The following is a 15,048-nucleotide window of genomic DNA, read 5'->3' as shown; positions in this document are numbered from 1 at the left end:
GAAGGATACAGATATAAAAAAACGTACTGTTTTTATAAATATAAAGTAAGAAAAATGAGTCCGTGAAAATAAGAAGGGAAGATAAATGATATGTTTGGATTTGGTGGATTTACTCGCGATCTTGGAATTGACTTAGGAACAGCGAACACGCTTGTATATGTGAAAGGAAAAGGTGTAGTTTTACGTGAACCTTCAGTAGTAGCATTACAAACTGATACGAAACAAATCGTTGCGGTAGGTAGCGATGCAAAACAAATGATTGGTCGTACACCAGGAAACGTAGTGGCACTTCGCCCTATGAAAGATGGTGTAATTGCTGATTATGAAACAACAGCAATAATGATGAAATACTACATTCAACAAGCTCAAAAATCAAATGGATTCTTCTCACGTAAACCATACGTAATGGTATGTGTACCATCTGGTATTACAGCTGTAGAAAGACGTGCGGTAATCGATGCGACTCGTCAAGCTGGTGCTCGTGATGCTTATCCAATCGAAGAGCCATTTGCAGCAGCAATTGGTGCAAACTTACCTGTTTGGGAGCCGACTGGTAGTATGGTTGTTGATATCGGTGGTGGTACAACAGAAGTTGCAATTATTTCTTTAGGTGGTATTGTAACAAGTCAATCAGTTCGTGTTGCTGGTGATGATATGGACGATTCAATCATTCAGTACATTAAGAAAAGCTACAACTTAATGATCGGTGAAAGAACAGCTGAAGCACTAAAATTAGAAATCGGTTCTGCAGGCGAGCCAGAGGGTATCGAGCCTATGGAAATTCGCGGTCGTGATTTAGTAAGTGGTTTACCAAAAACAGTACTAATTCAACCAGAAGAAATTGCAGATGCATTAAAAGATACAGTAGATGCAATTGTAGAATCAGTTAAAAATACGTTAGAAAAAACTCCACCTGAATTAGCAGCGGATATTATGGACCGTGGTATCGTATTAACAGGTGGGGGGGCATTACTACGTAACTTAGATAAAGTTATTAGTGAAGAAACAAATATGCCAGTTCTTGTTGCAGAGGATCCATTAGATTGCGTAGCAATTGGAACGGGTAAAGCATTAGACAATATCGACCTTTTCAAAACTGCTGCTCGATAATATTGCAAAATAAAAATCAATGAAATTAAGAGGGTGTGAACGTGCCACAGTTTTTCTTAAACAAAAGATTAATTGTTTTGTTAGTTAGTATTATTCTTCTCGTGGCATTGATTGGAATCTCATTGAAAGAACGGAACAGTTTATCATGGCCAGAGCAGTTTATAAAAGATACTGTCGGTGTTGTAGAACGTGTATTCCAAAAGCCAGCGAATTATGTTGCCGGATTCTTCGAAAACGTAGAAGATGTAAAGCGCACGTATGAAGAGAATAAAAAGCTGAAAGCAAAATTAGATACTACCGCAGATTTATCTGTAGTAGTGAAAAATTTAGAGGATGAGAATAAAAAACTACGAGAATTAACTGGTAAAGAAAAGTCCCGTGGTGATTATACGGAAGTACAAGCTAGTGTGGTTTCTCGTAATCCCGATAAATGGTACGATTTAGTTGCAATTGATAAAGGAGCACAGCAAGGGATTAAAAAAGATATGGCTGTTGTAACTCCGAAAGGTTTAGTTGGACGCGTAAAAAGTGCATCTCAGTTTACATCGTCAGTAGAGTTGTTAAGTTCTATGAGCCGAACAAACCGTGTTTCTGCTATTGTACAAGGACAAGAAAATATCTTTGGATTGATTGAAGGTTACGATAAAGAAAAACAACTACTTCTTTTCACAAAGATTAGCTCTGATGCAAAAGTAGAAAAAGATCAACTAGTTGTAACATCTGGACTTGGTGATATCTTCCCAAAAGGTCTTGCGATTGGGAAAATTGTTGATGTTCAGCCAGATCCATACGGTTTAACAAAAACAGCTTATGTAAAACCATCCGCTGATTTGAATGATGTAGAGCATATTATAGTTGCAAAACGTGATATGCCTACAGCGTCGTTAGAATAGGAGGGGGAGAAGAGATGATGACGATTTTAAAAAGAGCAGCTCTTCCTCTTCTGCTCCTTTTTGTTTTTTTATTTGAAAATATGTTCTCTACTGTTGTTCCAACAGACGTCTTTTGGAAAAACAGTATAGCAGCACCGCATTTCTTTATAATTGTGTTATGTTTTATTACAGTGTACTATAGTCCGATTCAAGGGATTTACTATGGACTATTATTTGGTTTCTTATTTGATACCGTATACACAGAACTTGTCGGTATATATATTTTTGCTTATCCGATTTTAGCTTATTTAGTTTATAGTGTGATGAAGGTATTACAATTGAATTTATTTATTGTCGCTTCTATCGTACTGGCTGGCATTGCAGCATTAGAGTATTATGTGTATGGGTTTTTAACTTTGTTAGGACGTACTCACATGTCAGCATCTGTCTTTTTCACAGATCGTCTCCTTGCTACTTTATTGCTAAATGGAATTTTCTTGTTAATAGTTTGTTTCCCACTGAGACGATATTTAGTGCGTCTTTCAAAAGCGATAGAAGAAAAGGAAAAAAGGATTTTCTAATTTTATGTCGAATTGAATCGGTGGGGTGAACTTTAGTGGAAGAAAAAAAGCAACAAAATGTAACGATAAAAGGGACAAAAGATGGAATAACACTTCATTTAGATGATTGCTGTTCATTCTCTGAGCTACTAAAAGAATTGGATGAAAAGCTTTCTACACATTACTATGAGGGTGACGGACGTTCTTTAATTGAAGTGCGTGTTAAAGTAGGAAATCGCTATTTAACAGAAGTACAACAAGAAGAGATTCGTACGTTAATTCGCAATAAGAAGAACCTTGTTGTGGAATCAATCGAAAGTGATGTTATAACAAAAGCAGAAGCAATAGCTTGGAAAGAAGAAACAGAAATTGTCCCTATTTCCAAAATTGTTCGCTCTGGACAAGTGTTACATGTAAAAGGCAATTTATTATTAATTGGAGATGTTAATCCAGGCGGAACGGTTATCGCTGGGGGGAATATTTTTGTCTTGGGATCATTAAGAGGAATTGCACACGCGGGGTATGATGGAGATTCAGAAGCTGTTATTGCTGCATCTAGTATGAACCCTATGCAACTTCGAATTAGTGATGTGACAATGCGGGCTCCGGAAGAGAAAGAAGACGGAGCAGAGGCGGCAGAATGTGCGTACATTAATGAGAACAATCACATTGTTGTCGATCGCCTGCAACTTCTCACTCATCTTAGACCTAATTTAACCAAGTTAGAAAGGGGAATTGTATAGCTGTGGGAGAGGCAATAGTAATTACATCTGGAAAAGGCGGAGTAGGTAAAACTACAACGTCTGCGAACATTGGTACAGCCCTTGCGTTATCTGGAAAAAAAGTATGTTTAATTGATACAGATATCGGTTTACGCAATTTAGACGTAGTAATGGGGCTGGAAAATCGTATTGTATTTGATCTTGTTGATGTCGTTGAAGGACGTTGTCGTTTACCTCAGGCTCTTATTAAAGATAAGCGTTTTGATGATCTTTATTTATTACCTGCAGCACAAACGAGCGATAAATCGGCGGTAACACCTGAACAAATGGATGAATTAATACAAGTATTACGTCAAGATTATGATTACATATTAATTGATTGTCCTGCGGGGATTGAGCAGGGGTTTAAAAATGCAGTAGCAGGTGCGGATAAAGCAATCGTTGTAACAACACCAGAAGTATCCTCAATGCGTGATGCGGATCGTATTATCGGGCTTTTAGAGAAAGAGGATATTGAACCACCGAAACTTGTCATTAACCGTGTGCGTAGTCATATGCTTCATGAACAGGATATGTTAGACGTTGATGAAATCGTACGTACACTGTCAATCGAGCTTCTTGGAGTTGTCGAGGATGATGATGAAGTTATTCGTGCTACGAATACAGGTGAACCTGTAGCACTGCAACCTAGTGGGAAAGCAGCAATAGCTTATCGTAATATTGCAAGACGCTTATTAGGTGAGAATGTACCATTACAAGCATTTGAACAAGAAAAAGTATCGGTATTTACAAAGATGAAAAATTTCTTTGGAATCCGTTAAAAGCACTTCGCATAAATGCGGAGTGCTTTCTTTTTTCTTCGCATGAATATCTTCCTTCTATAACTCATACATATGTACAAACTGTATATAACTGTTTCTATATTAAATAAGGCTAACGAAAGAAAGGAGACAGTATGAAGAATAGACGTGTGGAAGAAATTAAAAAGCGGATTGCGAAAAGGAAAGCAGAGCAAGAATTGCTAGAAGAAGAGCGGTATTTTGCGGGAGGAGATTTTGATAGCGAAACGGTCTTTATTGAAGAGGGGGAGAAGGAAATTCATCCTCTATTTCGAAAAGAAGTTTTTCTCTTCAAAGTTTTGCTATCAGCAATATTAGTTCTTTCTGTTGCCATTTTATATAAGAATGCTCCTTCTTCTTTCGATGGTGCTAAAGCTGTTACAGAAAAAGTGATGAAAGAGGAGTTTCAGTTTGCCACTGTAGCGAAATGGTACGAAAAGCAGTTTGGAAAACCTCTCGTATTCTATTCGCCTAATGAAAGAAAGGAAGGAACGATTCAGCAAAAAGATTATGCAATTCCTGCCTCTGGAAAGGTGATGCAAGGCTTTCAAAAAAATGGTCAAGGTGTATTTGTCCAAACAGCTACAAATGCAACAGTTGAGTCAGTGAATGAAGGGTTAGTTGTTTTTGCGGGCAAGAAAGAGGAACTTGGAAATACAGTTCAAATTCAGCACGCTGATGGCACGGAGTCATGGTATGCAAATTTAAATGATATGTCAGTAAAATTATATGATTACGTTTCAAAGAAACAAAAAATTGGAATAGTGAGTAATGATGAAAATAATAAAAATGGAAAATTTTATTTTGCAATAAAAAAGAATGAAAAATTTATTGATCCAATTCAGGTGATTTCATTTGATTAAATATAGGGATGTTTTCACGAAAATTTCCGTGCATCCGTTGTTTTGGGTTATTATTGTCATTGGTATTTTTACGGCGCGTTTTAAAGAGTTGCTATTGTTATTTTGTATCGTTCTCATTCATGAACTTGGGCATGCTTTTGCCGCAGCGTATTATAATTGGCGTATTAAACAAATTCAGCTTTTGCCGTTTGGTGGCGTAGTTGAGATGGAAGAACATGGTAACAAATCATTGAAAGAAGAATTAATTGTCGTTATGGCGGGGCCAATTCAGCATATATGGATGATTGTGGCCGCTTACATTTTGTATCAAGCGGGCTGGGTAACTGATGATTTGTACCATTTCTTTGTATGGAATAATGTCATTATTTTAGGGTTTAATCTATTGCCTATTTGGCCACTTGATGGCGGAAAAGTATTATTTAATGTATTATCATATCGTTTTCCCTATTTACAAGCACATGAAAAGATGATGAAATTGTCATGTGTTTTTTTTAGTGTAATATTAGGATGGCAGTTACTTTGGAATAGTAATAACATTATGATGTGGGTATTACTCGTTTTTCTAGCGATTTCTTTATATCAAGAATGGAAACAAAGACGGTACGCATTTATGCGCTTTTTATTAGAACGTTATTATGGGAATAAAAGAGATATTGAAAAAATAGCACCTATTGAGGTGAAAACGGAAGATCATTTATATACGATTTTCACAAAATTTCGCAGAGGATATAAACACTCTATTATCGTCCATGGAAAATATAAAGAGCATTACACATTGGACGAAAATGAATTGTTGTATGCGTATTTTGCTGAAAAACGAACAACCTCATCTGTTGAAGAATTAATTGGTTAGTGTTGACGACGACACTAACCTTTTATATTGTAAGGAAAAGAAGTGAAAAGTGAGGAAATAATTTTGAAGACGTTATATATTAACTATACTGGTTCGGAAAAGCGTGTTGCGATAGAAGAGAAACAAAAAATTGTCGAGCTTTTATGGAAACGGAATGAAGAGCAGGAGATTGTCGGACATATTTATGTTGGGCGTATCGTAAGAACAATTGCTGGAATGAACGCAGCTTTTGTAAATATCGGATTAGAAAAACATGCATATCTTTCGTTTGATGATGTACCATCTTCATATCGCATACATGAAGGGCAGGCGATACTTGTACAAGTTGTGAAAGAGGCAATTGATACGAAGGGGCCAAAATTAACGGCGAAGGTAGAATTTACCGGAAAATATGTCGTTTACATGCCGTATGATGACATGCGCGCTGTTTCTCGGAAAATAAAAAATAATAAAAGAAGACAACAGTTACTGGGAATTGAAGTAGAAGGAACGGGTGGATACATTTTCCGTTCTGCTTCTGAAAAAGGAACGATCGATGAAATACAAGCTGAAATGCAAGGGTTGCAGAAGTTATATGAAGAGTTAAAAAGAAAAGAAGATCAAGGGAAGGCGCCCTTACTACTTCATCAACCAGCGACGTTTTTAGATCGTGTATTTCAGGAGAACCCAATTGAAACAATTGAAAAAATAGTTGTAGATACGAGAAGTATAGTAAAAGAATTAGAAGAAAAAGTAGGGAAAGAAAGAGTATCCTTTTATAATGAAAAATCTTCGATGTTTAACCATTTTGGAATAGATCGTGAAATCGAGAAAGCACTTCAACAAATTGTGTGGCTACCAAATGGTGCCTATCTAATTGTAGAACAAATGGAGACGATGACTGTAATTGATGTGAATACAGGTAAATTTACTGGAAAACAAAATTTACAAGATACCGTATTTCGCACAAATGAAATGGCTGCTGAAGAGATTGCTCGTCAATTAAGACTTCGTGATATTGGCGGGATGATATTAATTGATTTTATTAATATGAAAAGACGGGAAGATAAAGAGAAGGTAAGAGAACGCCTCATAGCTGCTATGCAAGATGATCGCACATATACAAGAGTGCTTGGGTTTACAGAGCTAGGTATTTTAGAGATGACGCGAAAACGTAAGAAACATTCGTTACGTGACGTATTATTAGAAGAATGTGTACCTTGTAAAGCGACGGGGTATGTTATGTCTTATGAAACAATTGCATATGAGCTAGAGAGAGAGTTAATTACATATGGCAATATAGAAGATGAAGCAGTATTAATCGCTGCACCAAAAATTTTGCAAAAACATTTTTCACAAAAAGAATTACAAAAAAATATTCCATTTGAAATTTATTTCAAAGATGATATTATCGAAAAGTACGCTATTATCCGTTTTGGAAGTAAGAAAGAAATTGTAGAACGGAAAAAATAGTTAGCAGAACATTCATTGACAATAGTCAATGAGTCATGGTAATATTTTTATGTTATAGTTTATAGCACCTAAACTGCTATATGCTACAACCGCACAAGACAGGTTCCCTAAAGACATTTTATGTCTACCTCGTTTTTGGCGAGTCTTAGTAATTAAGAGGAGGTGCAAGTATGTACGCAATTATCGAAACAGGTGGAAAACAAATTAAAGTTGAAGCTGGTCAAGCAATCTACATTGAAAAATTAGATGTTGAAGCTGGTGAAACTGTTACTTTTGACAAAGTTCTTTTCGTTGGTGGCGAAAACGTGAAAGTTGGTAGCCCAGTTGTAGAAGGTGCAACAGTTACTGCGAAAGTTGAAAAACAAGGTCGCGCTAAGAAAATCATCGTTTTCAAATACAAAGCGAAAAAGAACAATCGTAAGAAACAAGGTCATCGTCAACCTTACACTAAGCTAGTAGTTGAAGCTATCAACGCTTAATTCTGGTTAAGATGATTAAGATTACGATAAGTCGCACGAAACTAGGAAGTATCCAATCATTTAAAATGACTGGACATGCCAATTATGCGCCACATGGACAAGATCTTGTCTGTGCTGGAACTACAGCGGTTGTGTTTGGTTCTATAAATGCAGTGGAAGAACTTTGTAATGTGCAGGCAACTATTGAACTCGGAAGTGATGGCGGATTCTTGACGTATGAATTGCCTAATGATTTAGACGCTCATACAGCAGAAAAAGCACAAATACTTTTAGAAGGATTGGTTGTTTCACTTAAGACGATTGAACTTGATTACGGAAAATATATCCGTTTAATAGAAAAAGTGCAGGAGGTGTAACGTATGTTAAGATTAGATCTTCAGTTTTTCGCATCTAAGAAAGGTGTAGGTAGTACAAAGAACGGTCGTGACTCTCAGTCAAAACGTCTTGGTGCTAAACGCGCAGATGGTCAAACGGTTTCAGGTGGTTCAATTCTTTACCGTCAACGCGGTACAAAAATTTATCCAGGTGTTAACGTTGGTCGTGGTGGCGATGACACTTTATACGCGAAAGTTGACGGCGTAGTACGCTTTGAGCGTCTTGGTCGTGACCGCAAACAAGTGAGCGTATATCCTGTTGCTCAAGAAGCATAAGAACTCACGGAAAACTCTAACCTGAGTGCAGGTTAGAGTTTTTCTATATTAAGGGGTATCTAAATGAATGAAAAATGGACAATTATAGATGCGTTGAGCCACTCAAGACATGATTGGCTTAATCGTTTGCAGATGGTTAAAGGAAATCTTTCCCTTGGAAAAGTGGAAGAGATTCATATGCTCATCGATCGTTTTGTCCAAGAAGCGAGACAAGAATCCAATCTGATGGGGCTATCAATGCCTTTATTTTCAGAGTGGATTTTAACATATAATTGGAAACAGCAACCGTGCTTATTGGAGTACGAAGTATTAGGGAAATTACATAACTTATCTCATCTAGATGAGACTGTATGTACATGGACGAATCAGTTTTTCTTAATGCTTCAGCATAGTTTAGACGTATATGTTGAAAATTATGTTTGTATCACAATTGAATGTGACGCGGAGAATGCTCGTTTCTTTTTTGATTTTCGTGGAAAGCTAACGAATGTAGAAGAACTACAAACGTGGCTTGCGAACCAAAACAATAAATGGTATTCCATTTCTTATACAGTACGAGACGAAGAAGTCTCAGTTATATTACAACTAATCGAAAAAAGTGTGGTGAAATAATGTTTGTAGATCAGGTCAAGATATATGTAAAAGGCGGCGACGGTGGTAACGGAATGGTTGCGTATCGTCGTGAGAAGTATGTACCTAAAGGTGGCCCAGCAGGTGGCGACGGTGGTAAAGGTGCAGATGTTGTTTTTGTTGTTGAGGAAGGCTTACGTACATTAATGGACTTCCGCTACCAACGTCATTTCAAAGCTGATCGCGGTCAGCACGGAATGAGTAAAGGTCAGCACGGTCGTAAATCTGAAGATTTAATCGTAAAGGTTCCACCAGGAACAATAGTGAAAGATGAAAAAACAGGTGAAATTCTTGCCGATTTAGTAACGCATGAACAAACAGCTGTAATCGCAAGAGGTGGCCGTGGTGGCCGTGGTAACTCACGTTTCGCAACAGCGACGAACCCAGCGCCAGAAATCGCTGAGAACGGGGAACCAGGTCAAGAACGTGATGTCACGCTAGAACTTAAAGTGCTAGCAGATGTTGGACTTGTTGGATTCCCAAGTGTAGGTAAATCTACATTATTATCTGTTGTATCATCAGCGCGTCCGAAAATTGCAGAATATCACTTTACAACAATCGTTCCGAATCTTGGTGTTGTTGAAACTGGTGATAACCGCAGCTTCGTTATGGCTGACCTTCCTGGACTAATTGAAGGCGCACACTCCGGCGTTGGACTTGGACACCAATTCTTACGTCATATCGAACGTACACGTGTAATTGTGCACGTTATCGATATGTCTGGTTTAGAAGGACGTGAGCCATATGAAGATTATGTCACAATCAATAATGAACTAAAAGAATACAATATGCGTTTAACTGAGCGTCCACAAGTTGTTGTTGCAAACAAAATGGATATGCCAGATGCAGAAGAAAACTTACAAGCATTTAAAGAGAAATTGGGAGACGAAGTGAAAATTTTCCCAATCTCAGCTGTAACGAAACAAGGTGTTCGTGACTTACTATTTGAAGTAGCGAACTTATTAGAAACAACACCAGAATTCCCAATGTACGATGATGTAGAAGAATCTGAAGCAAGTGTAATGTACAAATTTGAATCTGAATCTAATTTTGAAATTACACGCGAAAGTGATGGTACATTTGTTATTTCTGGTTATGACATTGAGAAAACATTCAAGATGACAGACTTCTCACGTGATGAATCTGTACGCCGATTTGCTCGTCAAATGCGTGGAATGGGTATCGATGAAGCCCTTCGTGCACGTGGTGCAACAGACGGAGATATTGTAAAAATTCTTGAATATCAATTTGAATTTATCGATTAAGACTGCCGAAATATGGCGGTCTTTTTTTTTCGCTATTTGAGTCCAGTAAGGATCCGATTCGTATAGGCGAACCATAAGTCGATATAGGAAAAAATCCCCATTGATTAAAGTTTCAATTTATAATGAAAAAAGGAGTGGTTTTAGAAAAATATTTTATGGGGAGAAAAGGAACATGTATAAAATATTAATTGTAGAAGATGATGAAAAAATTGCAGAGATATTAGAGGAGCATTTAGAAAGGTATGGATATCAATCTTTCAGAGTAAGCGATTTACGGCATATAAAAGATGAGTTTGTAAAAGTAAGTCCTCATCTTGTGTTACTTGATATTAATTTACCATACTTTGATGGCTTCTACTGGTGCCGCCAAATCCGCATTGTATCGAATGCACCAATTATTTTCGTTTCTGCAAGGACAGGGGAAATGGATCAAGTGATGGCGATTGAGAATGGCGGGGATGATTATATTACAAAGCCGTTCCATTTAGATATCGTAATGGCAAAGGTGAAGAGTGCACTTCGCCGCGGGTATGGTGAGTATGCTTTGGCCGCGGAAAGTGATTGTTTAGGTGTTAATGGATTGTTATTATTTCCATCACAGCACACAGTAGAGTGGAAAGGGCAACAAACTGAACTTACAAAAAATGAATTTTATTTATTAGAATGTTTAATGAAACAAGCGAACCAATATGTAACACGTGAAGAGCTGTTAGAGGCTTTATGGGATGAAGTAGCTTTTGTTGATGATAATACATTAACTGTGAATGTAAAGCGTGTAAGGAAGAAACTTGAGGAGTTAGGCATTAAAAATGCAATTGTCACAAAGCGTGGGTACGGTTATGCTCTTCTTACTGAGTGGGGCGAAGGGCATGAAGGTTAAAAGCTACCTCATAGACCGTTTTTCCTTAATCCTTTCTTACATTATAAGCCTTTGTTTATTTGGGCTCGTATTGCAGTTGCAAAGTCTTTTAGAAAAGCGTTCGCTGGACTGGAGTACATGGCTATACGGACTGTTATTAGGGACAGTTGTGTTTAGTGTATACCTTATTTACGATTACCGAAAACGAAGTGTGTTTTTAAAGAGAATAGAACAGTATATTGCCGGTGGACATACATTACATGACTCTTTACTTATCGATACTTCTTATACGTCAGAGCAAGAACTGGTTGTTGAAGCGTTTACGTTGCTAAGGCAGCAATATATGAATGAAGTTCATAAACAGCATGCAAAAGAGCAACAGCAAATGATTTTCATGAATCAATGGATCCATCAAATGAAAACACCAGTATCCGTTATTGAATTATTGTTACAGAAATATGGTAAGGAACACCGTGAAGCAAGGGGAACGATTGAAAGTATTCGTGAAGAAAATAACCGTATTTTAAATGGGTTAGATTTAGCGTTACATATGGCAAGGTTAGATCAGTTTTCGAAAGATTATAAAGTAGAAGTAGTAAATGTTATAGAGGTCATTCGAGATATTATTAATGAAAATCGAAAGTCGTTCATTCAATCTTCTGTATTTCCGAAAATGATGTTTGAAGAAGAGACTTGTATGATTGCGTCTGATAGAAAGTGGCTTAGTATCGCTATGAGCCAAATTGTTGTGAATGCAATTAAGTATACAAAAATTTCAGAAGCAGGGAAAAAAGAAATTCAATTTCAAATTGAAGAGAAAGATCAAAAGGTGCTATTACATATTAAGGACAATGGAATCGGTATTCCAGAGCAAGATGTAAAGCGTATATTTGACCCATTCTTTACGGGGGTAAACGGCCGTAAAACGAGGGAAGCGACTGGAATGGGCTTATATATTACGAAAGAAATTTGCGATAATTTACATCATAGAATTTATGTTCAATCGGCTGAAGGAGAAGGGACAACTTTTACGTTCCAATTTGCAAAAGATGAAGAATATCATACATTAATGAGAAAAATGACAAAACTGTAAGATAACAAAACGTTTTGTAAGGAAAATCACTCGTTTCTTTTTCTTATTTTTCTTATAGTAAATGTAAGAAGAAAACACATAGGGGGATTAGAAATGAGTGTTCTTGAAGTAAAAGGGTTAACAAAGGTGTATCAATCAAAAGGTTCAGTAGCGACGACTGCTTTAAATGATATAAATTTTAAAATTGAAGAAGGCGAATTTGTAGGAATTATGGGGCCTTCAGGAAGCGGAAAAACAACGCTTTTAAATTTATTAGCGACAATTGATAAGCAAACTTCAGGTCATGTGCTTGTAAATGGTGAAGAAATTAATCAAATGCGTGCTGCAAAATTGGCGGAATTTCGCCGTACACATCTAGGATTCATTTTCCAAGATTTCAACTTACTTGATACATTATCCATTAAAGAAAATATTATTTTGCCGCTTGTAATGGCGAAGAAATCTGTAAAAGAAATTGATACGAAAGTACTTGAAATTGCGAGGTTTTTAAACATCGAAGAAATTTTAAATAAAAAAGTATACGAAGTATCAGGAGGACAGCAACAACGTGCAGCTGCTGCAAGGGCGATTATTCATGAACCAACATTAATTTTAGCGGATGAGCCAACGGGAAACTTAGATTCTAAGTCAGCGAAATCATTAATGGGAGCACTTCAAGATTTACATGAGCAAAAGAAAGTAACCATTGCAATGGTAACGCATGATCCGGTAGCGGCTAGTTATTGTGAACGTATCCTCTTCATACGTGATGGAGAGATCTTCTCAGAAATACATAAAGGAAGAACGAAACAAGCCTTTTTCCAAGAAATTTTGGACGTACTTGCGATGCTAGGGGGGGAATATCATGAACTTTCGCCAGCTCGCGCTTAACAATGTAAAAGGAAATTGGCGTAATTATAAAGCGTTCCTTATTAGTAGTTGTTTATCGATTGTTGTATTTTTCATGTACGCTTCTTTCATTTATCATCCAGATGTCGTAAGCGGTAATATTAGTATGAAGACGATGATTACAAAAGGATTAGAATCGATGAATTATATTGTAGTCATCTTCTCAGCGCTCTTTATTTTATATGCGAATTCAACGTTTTTACGAGCAAGAAAAAAAGAATTCGGTTTATTAACATTAATAGGTGGAACGAAGTCTCAGCTCGGCCGAATGATTATATTAGAGCAACTGATGTTAGGTAGTATTGCAATTGTAGTAGGTATTGGGATTGGAATGCTTTGTTCAAAACTTTTCTTCCAAGCATTAAGTGTATTGTTGAAAATAGATAAAACACTTCCGCTTGTATGGAATGGAAAAGCAGTTCTTATTACAGCTGGCATATATTTTATCCTCTTTTTAATCCTATCACTGTTTAGTGTTTGGACAGTAGGACGCTTGCAAATTATTGATTTATTAAGAGAGGCAAGAAAACAAAAAGTAGAGCCTTTTGCATTTACATGGTTAGGTGTAGCCGGTATAGGATGTATTATTGCCGCATATGTGCTTAGCTTCCAAGTGACATTTATGAATTTTATAATGCTGTTTTTACCGATTGTAGGGCTGACAATAGGCGGAACGTATTTACTGTTTACGCAAGGTAGTACAGTCGTATTAAAAGCACTGCAAAAAAGAAAACAATCTTTTTATACGTATCCAAATATGTTCGTACTTAGCAATCTTATTTATAAAATGAAAGATAACGCTCGTTTTCTATTTGTCATTTCTATCATTACAGCAGTTGTTTCTTCAGCGATTGGTACGCTGTACGTGTTCTTTGAGGATATGAGTTATAAAACAGTAGCTAGTGCTCCGCATGCTATTTCGTATGAAGAAAAGGGGGTAAATACGCATAACATCATCAGTGAAGGGAAAGCACAAGAACTAATAAAAAAACACGGATTTGAAGAAGCGCGAAAAGTAACGTATGTAAAACTTCCTGCAACTCAAAAGGTAACGATGTTTAACGGTGAACATGAGATGCCGTTAGGGATTATCTCTGAAAAGGAATATAATAAAGAAGCGCGTAAACAGAACGTGCCAGAAGTGCAAAATAAGCCAGGAAGTGCAACGATGGTTGTAGTTGATATGATGAATGATATTGTCAAGCCGGATCTTACGAAGCCATTTGAATTTAAATTGAACGGACAAAAACAGTCTATTAAGCTAAATGATCCAGTATCAAAGTCTGTTTTTAATGATGGTGGCTATTTGCTTGTGAATGATGAGGATTTTGTGAAATATTCACAGCTCGTAGCAGATGAAGAAAAGACAAAATATTATGGATATTATATTGAAGATTGGAAAGGAACAGAAAATCTTGTACTAGACTTAAAGAAAGAAATTGCACAAGAACAACAACAGAATTTCCACAATTCTATCCTTACGTATAAAGCGATAAAGGAGCAAGGAGCAATTACAATGTTCATCGGCTTCTTCGTAGCAATACTGTTTTTCTTCTTCGCTTGTAGCATGACATACTTTAAATGGTTTAATGATAAAGAACAAGATCGTATTCAATTTAAGTCATTAAAAAGAATTGGTATGACAGATAAAGAAATTCGTAAAATTGCAATTCGACAAATGGGTGTTATCTTCTTTATCCCAATTTTAATCGGTACAATTCATAGTGGATTTGCCCTTCATACGTTAGGGGAAATGCTTTATATCGATTTATGGAAATCAGGTGCGATTGTAATTGGAGCATATATTTTAGCTTCTGCCATTTACTTTATGATCGCGCAAAGAGGATATTTAAAACACGTAAAAAGCTAGGGAAACCTCTAGCTTTTTACGTGTGTAGTAAGTTACAGGAGGA

17 protein-coding genes and 1 other annotated feature are annotated in these 15,048 nt (G+C 36.7%); all 17 genes read left to right on the top strand.

What is annotated here, in order from left to right; all coding sequences use genetic code 11:
- Positions 1–90: 90 nt before the first annotated feature.
- The 17 genes from mreB to MHB76_RS20995 all read left to right on the top strand — a co-directional run bounded on the left by mreB (position 91) and on the right by MHB76_RS20995 (position 15,005).
- The gene (gene mreB / locus MHB76_RS21075; protein ID WP_002015369.1) at positions 91–1,110 is read left to right on the top strand and encodes a cell shape-determining protein MreB; all 1,020 of its coding nucleotides are present in this window, start codon (positions 91–93) and stop codon (positions 1,108–1,110) included.
- A gap of 41 nt (positions 1,111–1,151) precedes the next feature.
- A complete protein-coding gene (gene mreC / locus MHB76_RS21070) occupies positions 1,152–2,003 on the top strand; it encodes a rod shape-determining protein MreC (protein WP_002160359.1) in 852 nt (283 codons plus the stop codon).
- Positions 2,004–2,017: 14 nt separating this feature from the next.
- Positions 2,018–2,563 (top strand): rod shape-determining protein MreD, encoded by a 546-nt coding sequence (mreD, locus tag MHB76_RS21065; RefSeq protein WP_002160360.1) that lies wholly within the window; start codon positions 2,018–2,020, stop codon positions 2,561–2,563.
- A gap of 35 nt (positions 2,564–2,598) precedes the next feature.
- Positions 2,599–3,285, top strand: a complete 687-nt coding sequence (gene minC, locus MHB76_RS21060) for a septum site-determining protein MinC (RefSeq protein WP_002160361.1) — start codon at positions 2,599–2,601, stop codon at positions 3,283–3,285.
- A 2-nt stretch (positions 3,286–3,287) separates the two neighbouring features.
- Positions 3,288–4,085 carry a septum site-determining protein MinD gene (gene minD / locus MHB76_RS21055; protein WP_000503308.1) on the top strand — a complete coding sequence of 266 codons (798 nt, stop codon included), beginning with the start codon at positions 3,288–3,290 and terminating at the stop codon, positions 4,083–4,085.
- Between the two features lie 134 nt (positions 4,086–4,219).
- Positions 4,220–4,966 (top strand): stage IV sporulation protein SpoIVFA, encoded by a 747-nt coding sequence (spoIVFA, locus tag MHB76_RS21050; protein ID WP_002145591.1) that lies wholly within the window; start codon positions 4,220–4,222, stop codon positions 4,964–4,966.
- Positions 4,959–5,819: a M50 family metallopeptidase gene (locus tag MHB76_RS21045; RefSeq protein WP_070146918.1), complete on the top strand. Its 861-nt coding sequence runs from the start codon at positions 4,959–4,961 to the stop codon at positions 5,817–5,819. The genes spoIVFA and MHB76_RS21045 overlap by 8 nt, the downstream gene beginning before the upstream one ends.
- Positions 5,820–5,882: 63 nt before the next feature.
- Entirely contained in the window at positions 5,883–7,271 is a 1,389-nt protein-coding gene (locus MHB76_RS21040; protein WP_002112039.1) for an Rne/Rng family ribonuclease, read from the top strand.
- A gap of 77 nt (positions 7,272–7,348) precedes the next feature.
- Positions 7,349–7,427: a sequence feature (ribosomal protein L21 leader region), on the top strand.
- A gap of 14 nt (positions 7,428–7,441) precedes the next feature.
- Positions 7,442–7,750 carry a 50S ribosomal protein L21 gene (gene rplU, locus MHB76_RS21035; RefSeq protein WP_000270907.1) on the top strand — a complete coding sequence of 103 codons (309 nt, stop codon included), beginning with the start codon at positions 7,442–7,444 and terminating at the stop codon, positions 7,748–7,750.
- A gap of 11 nt (positions 7,751–7,761) precedes the next feature.
- On the top strand, positions 7,762–8,106 hold the full coding sequence (locus tag MHB76_RS21030; protein WP_002160364.1) for a ribosomal-processing cysteine protease Prp: 345 nt from the start codon (positions 7,762–7,764) through the stop codon (positions 8,104–8,106).
- A gap of 3 nt (positions 8,107–8,109) precedes the next feature.
- On the top strand, positions 8,110–8,400 hold the full coding sequence (gene rpmA, locus MHB76_RS21025) for a 50S ribosomal protein L27 (RefSeq protein ID WP_000944957.1): 291 nt from the start codon (positions 8,110–8,112) through the stop codon (positions 8,398–8,400).
- A 63-nt stretch (positions 8,401–8,463) separates the two neighbouring features.
- Positions 8,464–9,012, top strand: coding sequence for a Spo0B C-terminal domain-containing protein (locus MHB76_RS21020; RefSeq protein ID WP_002112037.1), 549 nt, complete (start codon positions 8,464–8,466; stop codon positions 9,010–9,012).
- The gene (gene obgE / locus MHB76_RS21015; RefSeq protein WP_002015378.1) at positions 9,012–10,295 is read left to right on the top strand and encodes a GTPase ObgE; all 1,284 of its coding nucleotides are present in this window, start codon (positions 9,012–9,014) and stop codon (positions 10,293–10,295) included. Before MHB76_RS21020 ends, obgE begins: the two co-directional genes overlap by 1 nt.
- A 172-nt stretch (positions 10,296–10,467) precedes the next feature.
- Positions 10,468–11,175 (top strand): response regulator transcription factor, encoded by a 708-nt coding sequence (locus MHB76_RS21010; protein WP_002112034.1) that lies wholly within the window; start codon positions 10,468–10,470, stop codon positions 11,173–11,175.
- Complete coding sequence (locus tag MHB76_RS21005; protein ID WP_016100220.1) at positions 11,165–12,247, top strand: HAMP domain-containing histidine kinase; 1,083 nt, start codon at positions 11,165–11,167, stop codon at positions 12,245–12,247. Before MHB76_RS21010 ends, MHB76_RS21005 begins: the two co-directional genes overlap by 11 nt.
- Positions 12,248–12,340: 93 nt before the next feature.
- Positions 12,341–13,117, top strand: coding sequence for an ABC transporter ATP-binding protein (locus MHB76_RS21000; RefSeq protein WP_078172762.1), 777 nt, complete (start codon positions 12,341–12,343; stop codon positions 13,115–13,117).
- Positions 13,092–15,005 (top strand): ABC transporter permease, encoded by a 1,914-nt coding sequence (locus MHB76_RS20995; protein ID WP_078172763.1) that lies wholly within the window; start codon positions 13,092–13,094, stop codon positions 15,003–15,005. Before MHB76_RS21000 ends, MHB76_RS20995 begins: the two co-directional genes overlap by 26 nt.
- Positions 15,006–15,048 lie beyond the last annotated feature (43 nt).

This window comes from Bacillus sp. FSL M7-1345, from assembly GCF_038006985.1.
Taxonomy (GTDB): domain Bacteria; phylum Bacillota; class Bacilli; order Bacillales; family Bacillaceae_G; genus Bacillus_A; species Bacillus_A cereus_U.
This window is presented reverse-complemented; position numbering and strand designations above follow the sequence as displayed.

Coding starts and splice junctions, on each gene's coding strand:
- mreB (WP_002015369.1), top strand. CDS start 91: ATGTTTGGATTTGGTGGATTTACTCGCGATCTTGGAATTGACTTAGGA.
- spoIVFA (WP_002145591.1), top strand. CDS start 4,220: ATGAAGAATAGACGTGTGGAAGAAATTAAAAAGCGGATTGCGAAAAGG.
- MHB76_RS21020 (WP_002112037.1), top strand. CDS start 8,464: ATGAATGAAAAATGGACAATTATAGATGCGTTGAGCCACTCAAGACAT.
- rpmA (WP_000944957.1), top strand. CDS start 8,110: ATGTTAAGATTAGATCTTCAGTTTTTCGCATCTAAGAAAGGTGTAGGT.
- MHB76_RS21030 (WP_002160364.1), top strand. CDS start 7,762: ATGATTAAGATTACGATAAGTCGCACGAAACTAGGAAGTATCCAATCA.
- MHB76_RS21000 (WP_078172762.1), top strand. CDS start 12,341: ATGAGTGTTCTTGAAGTAAAAGGGTTAACAAAGGTGTATCAATCAAAA.
- MHB76_RS21010 (WP_002112034.1), top strand. CDS start 10,468: ATGTATAAAATATTAATTGTAGAAGATGATGAAAAAATTGCAGAGATA.
- MHB76_RS20995 (WP_078172763.1), top strand. CDS start 13,092: ATGAACTTTCGCCAGCTCGCGCTTAACAATGTAAAAGGAAATTGGCGT.
- MHB76_RS21005 (WP_016100220.1), top strand. CDS start 11,165: ATGAAGGTTAAAAGCTACCTCATAGACCGTTTTTCCTTAATCCTTTCT.
- mreD (WP_002160360.1), top strand. CDS start 2,018: ATGATGACGATTTTAAAAAGAGCAGCTCTTCCTCTTCTGCTCCTTTTT.
- obgE (WP_002015378.1), top strand. CDS start 9,012: ATGTTTGTAGATCAGGTCAAGATATATGTAAAAGGCGGCGACGGTGGT.
- rplU (WP_000270907.1), top strand. CDS start 7,442: ATGTACGCAATTATCGAAACAGGTGGAAAACAAATTAAAGTTGAAGCT.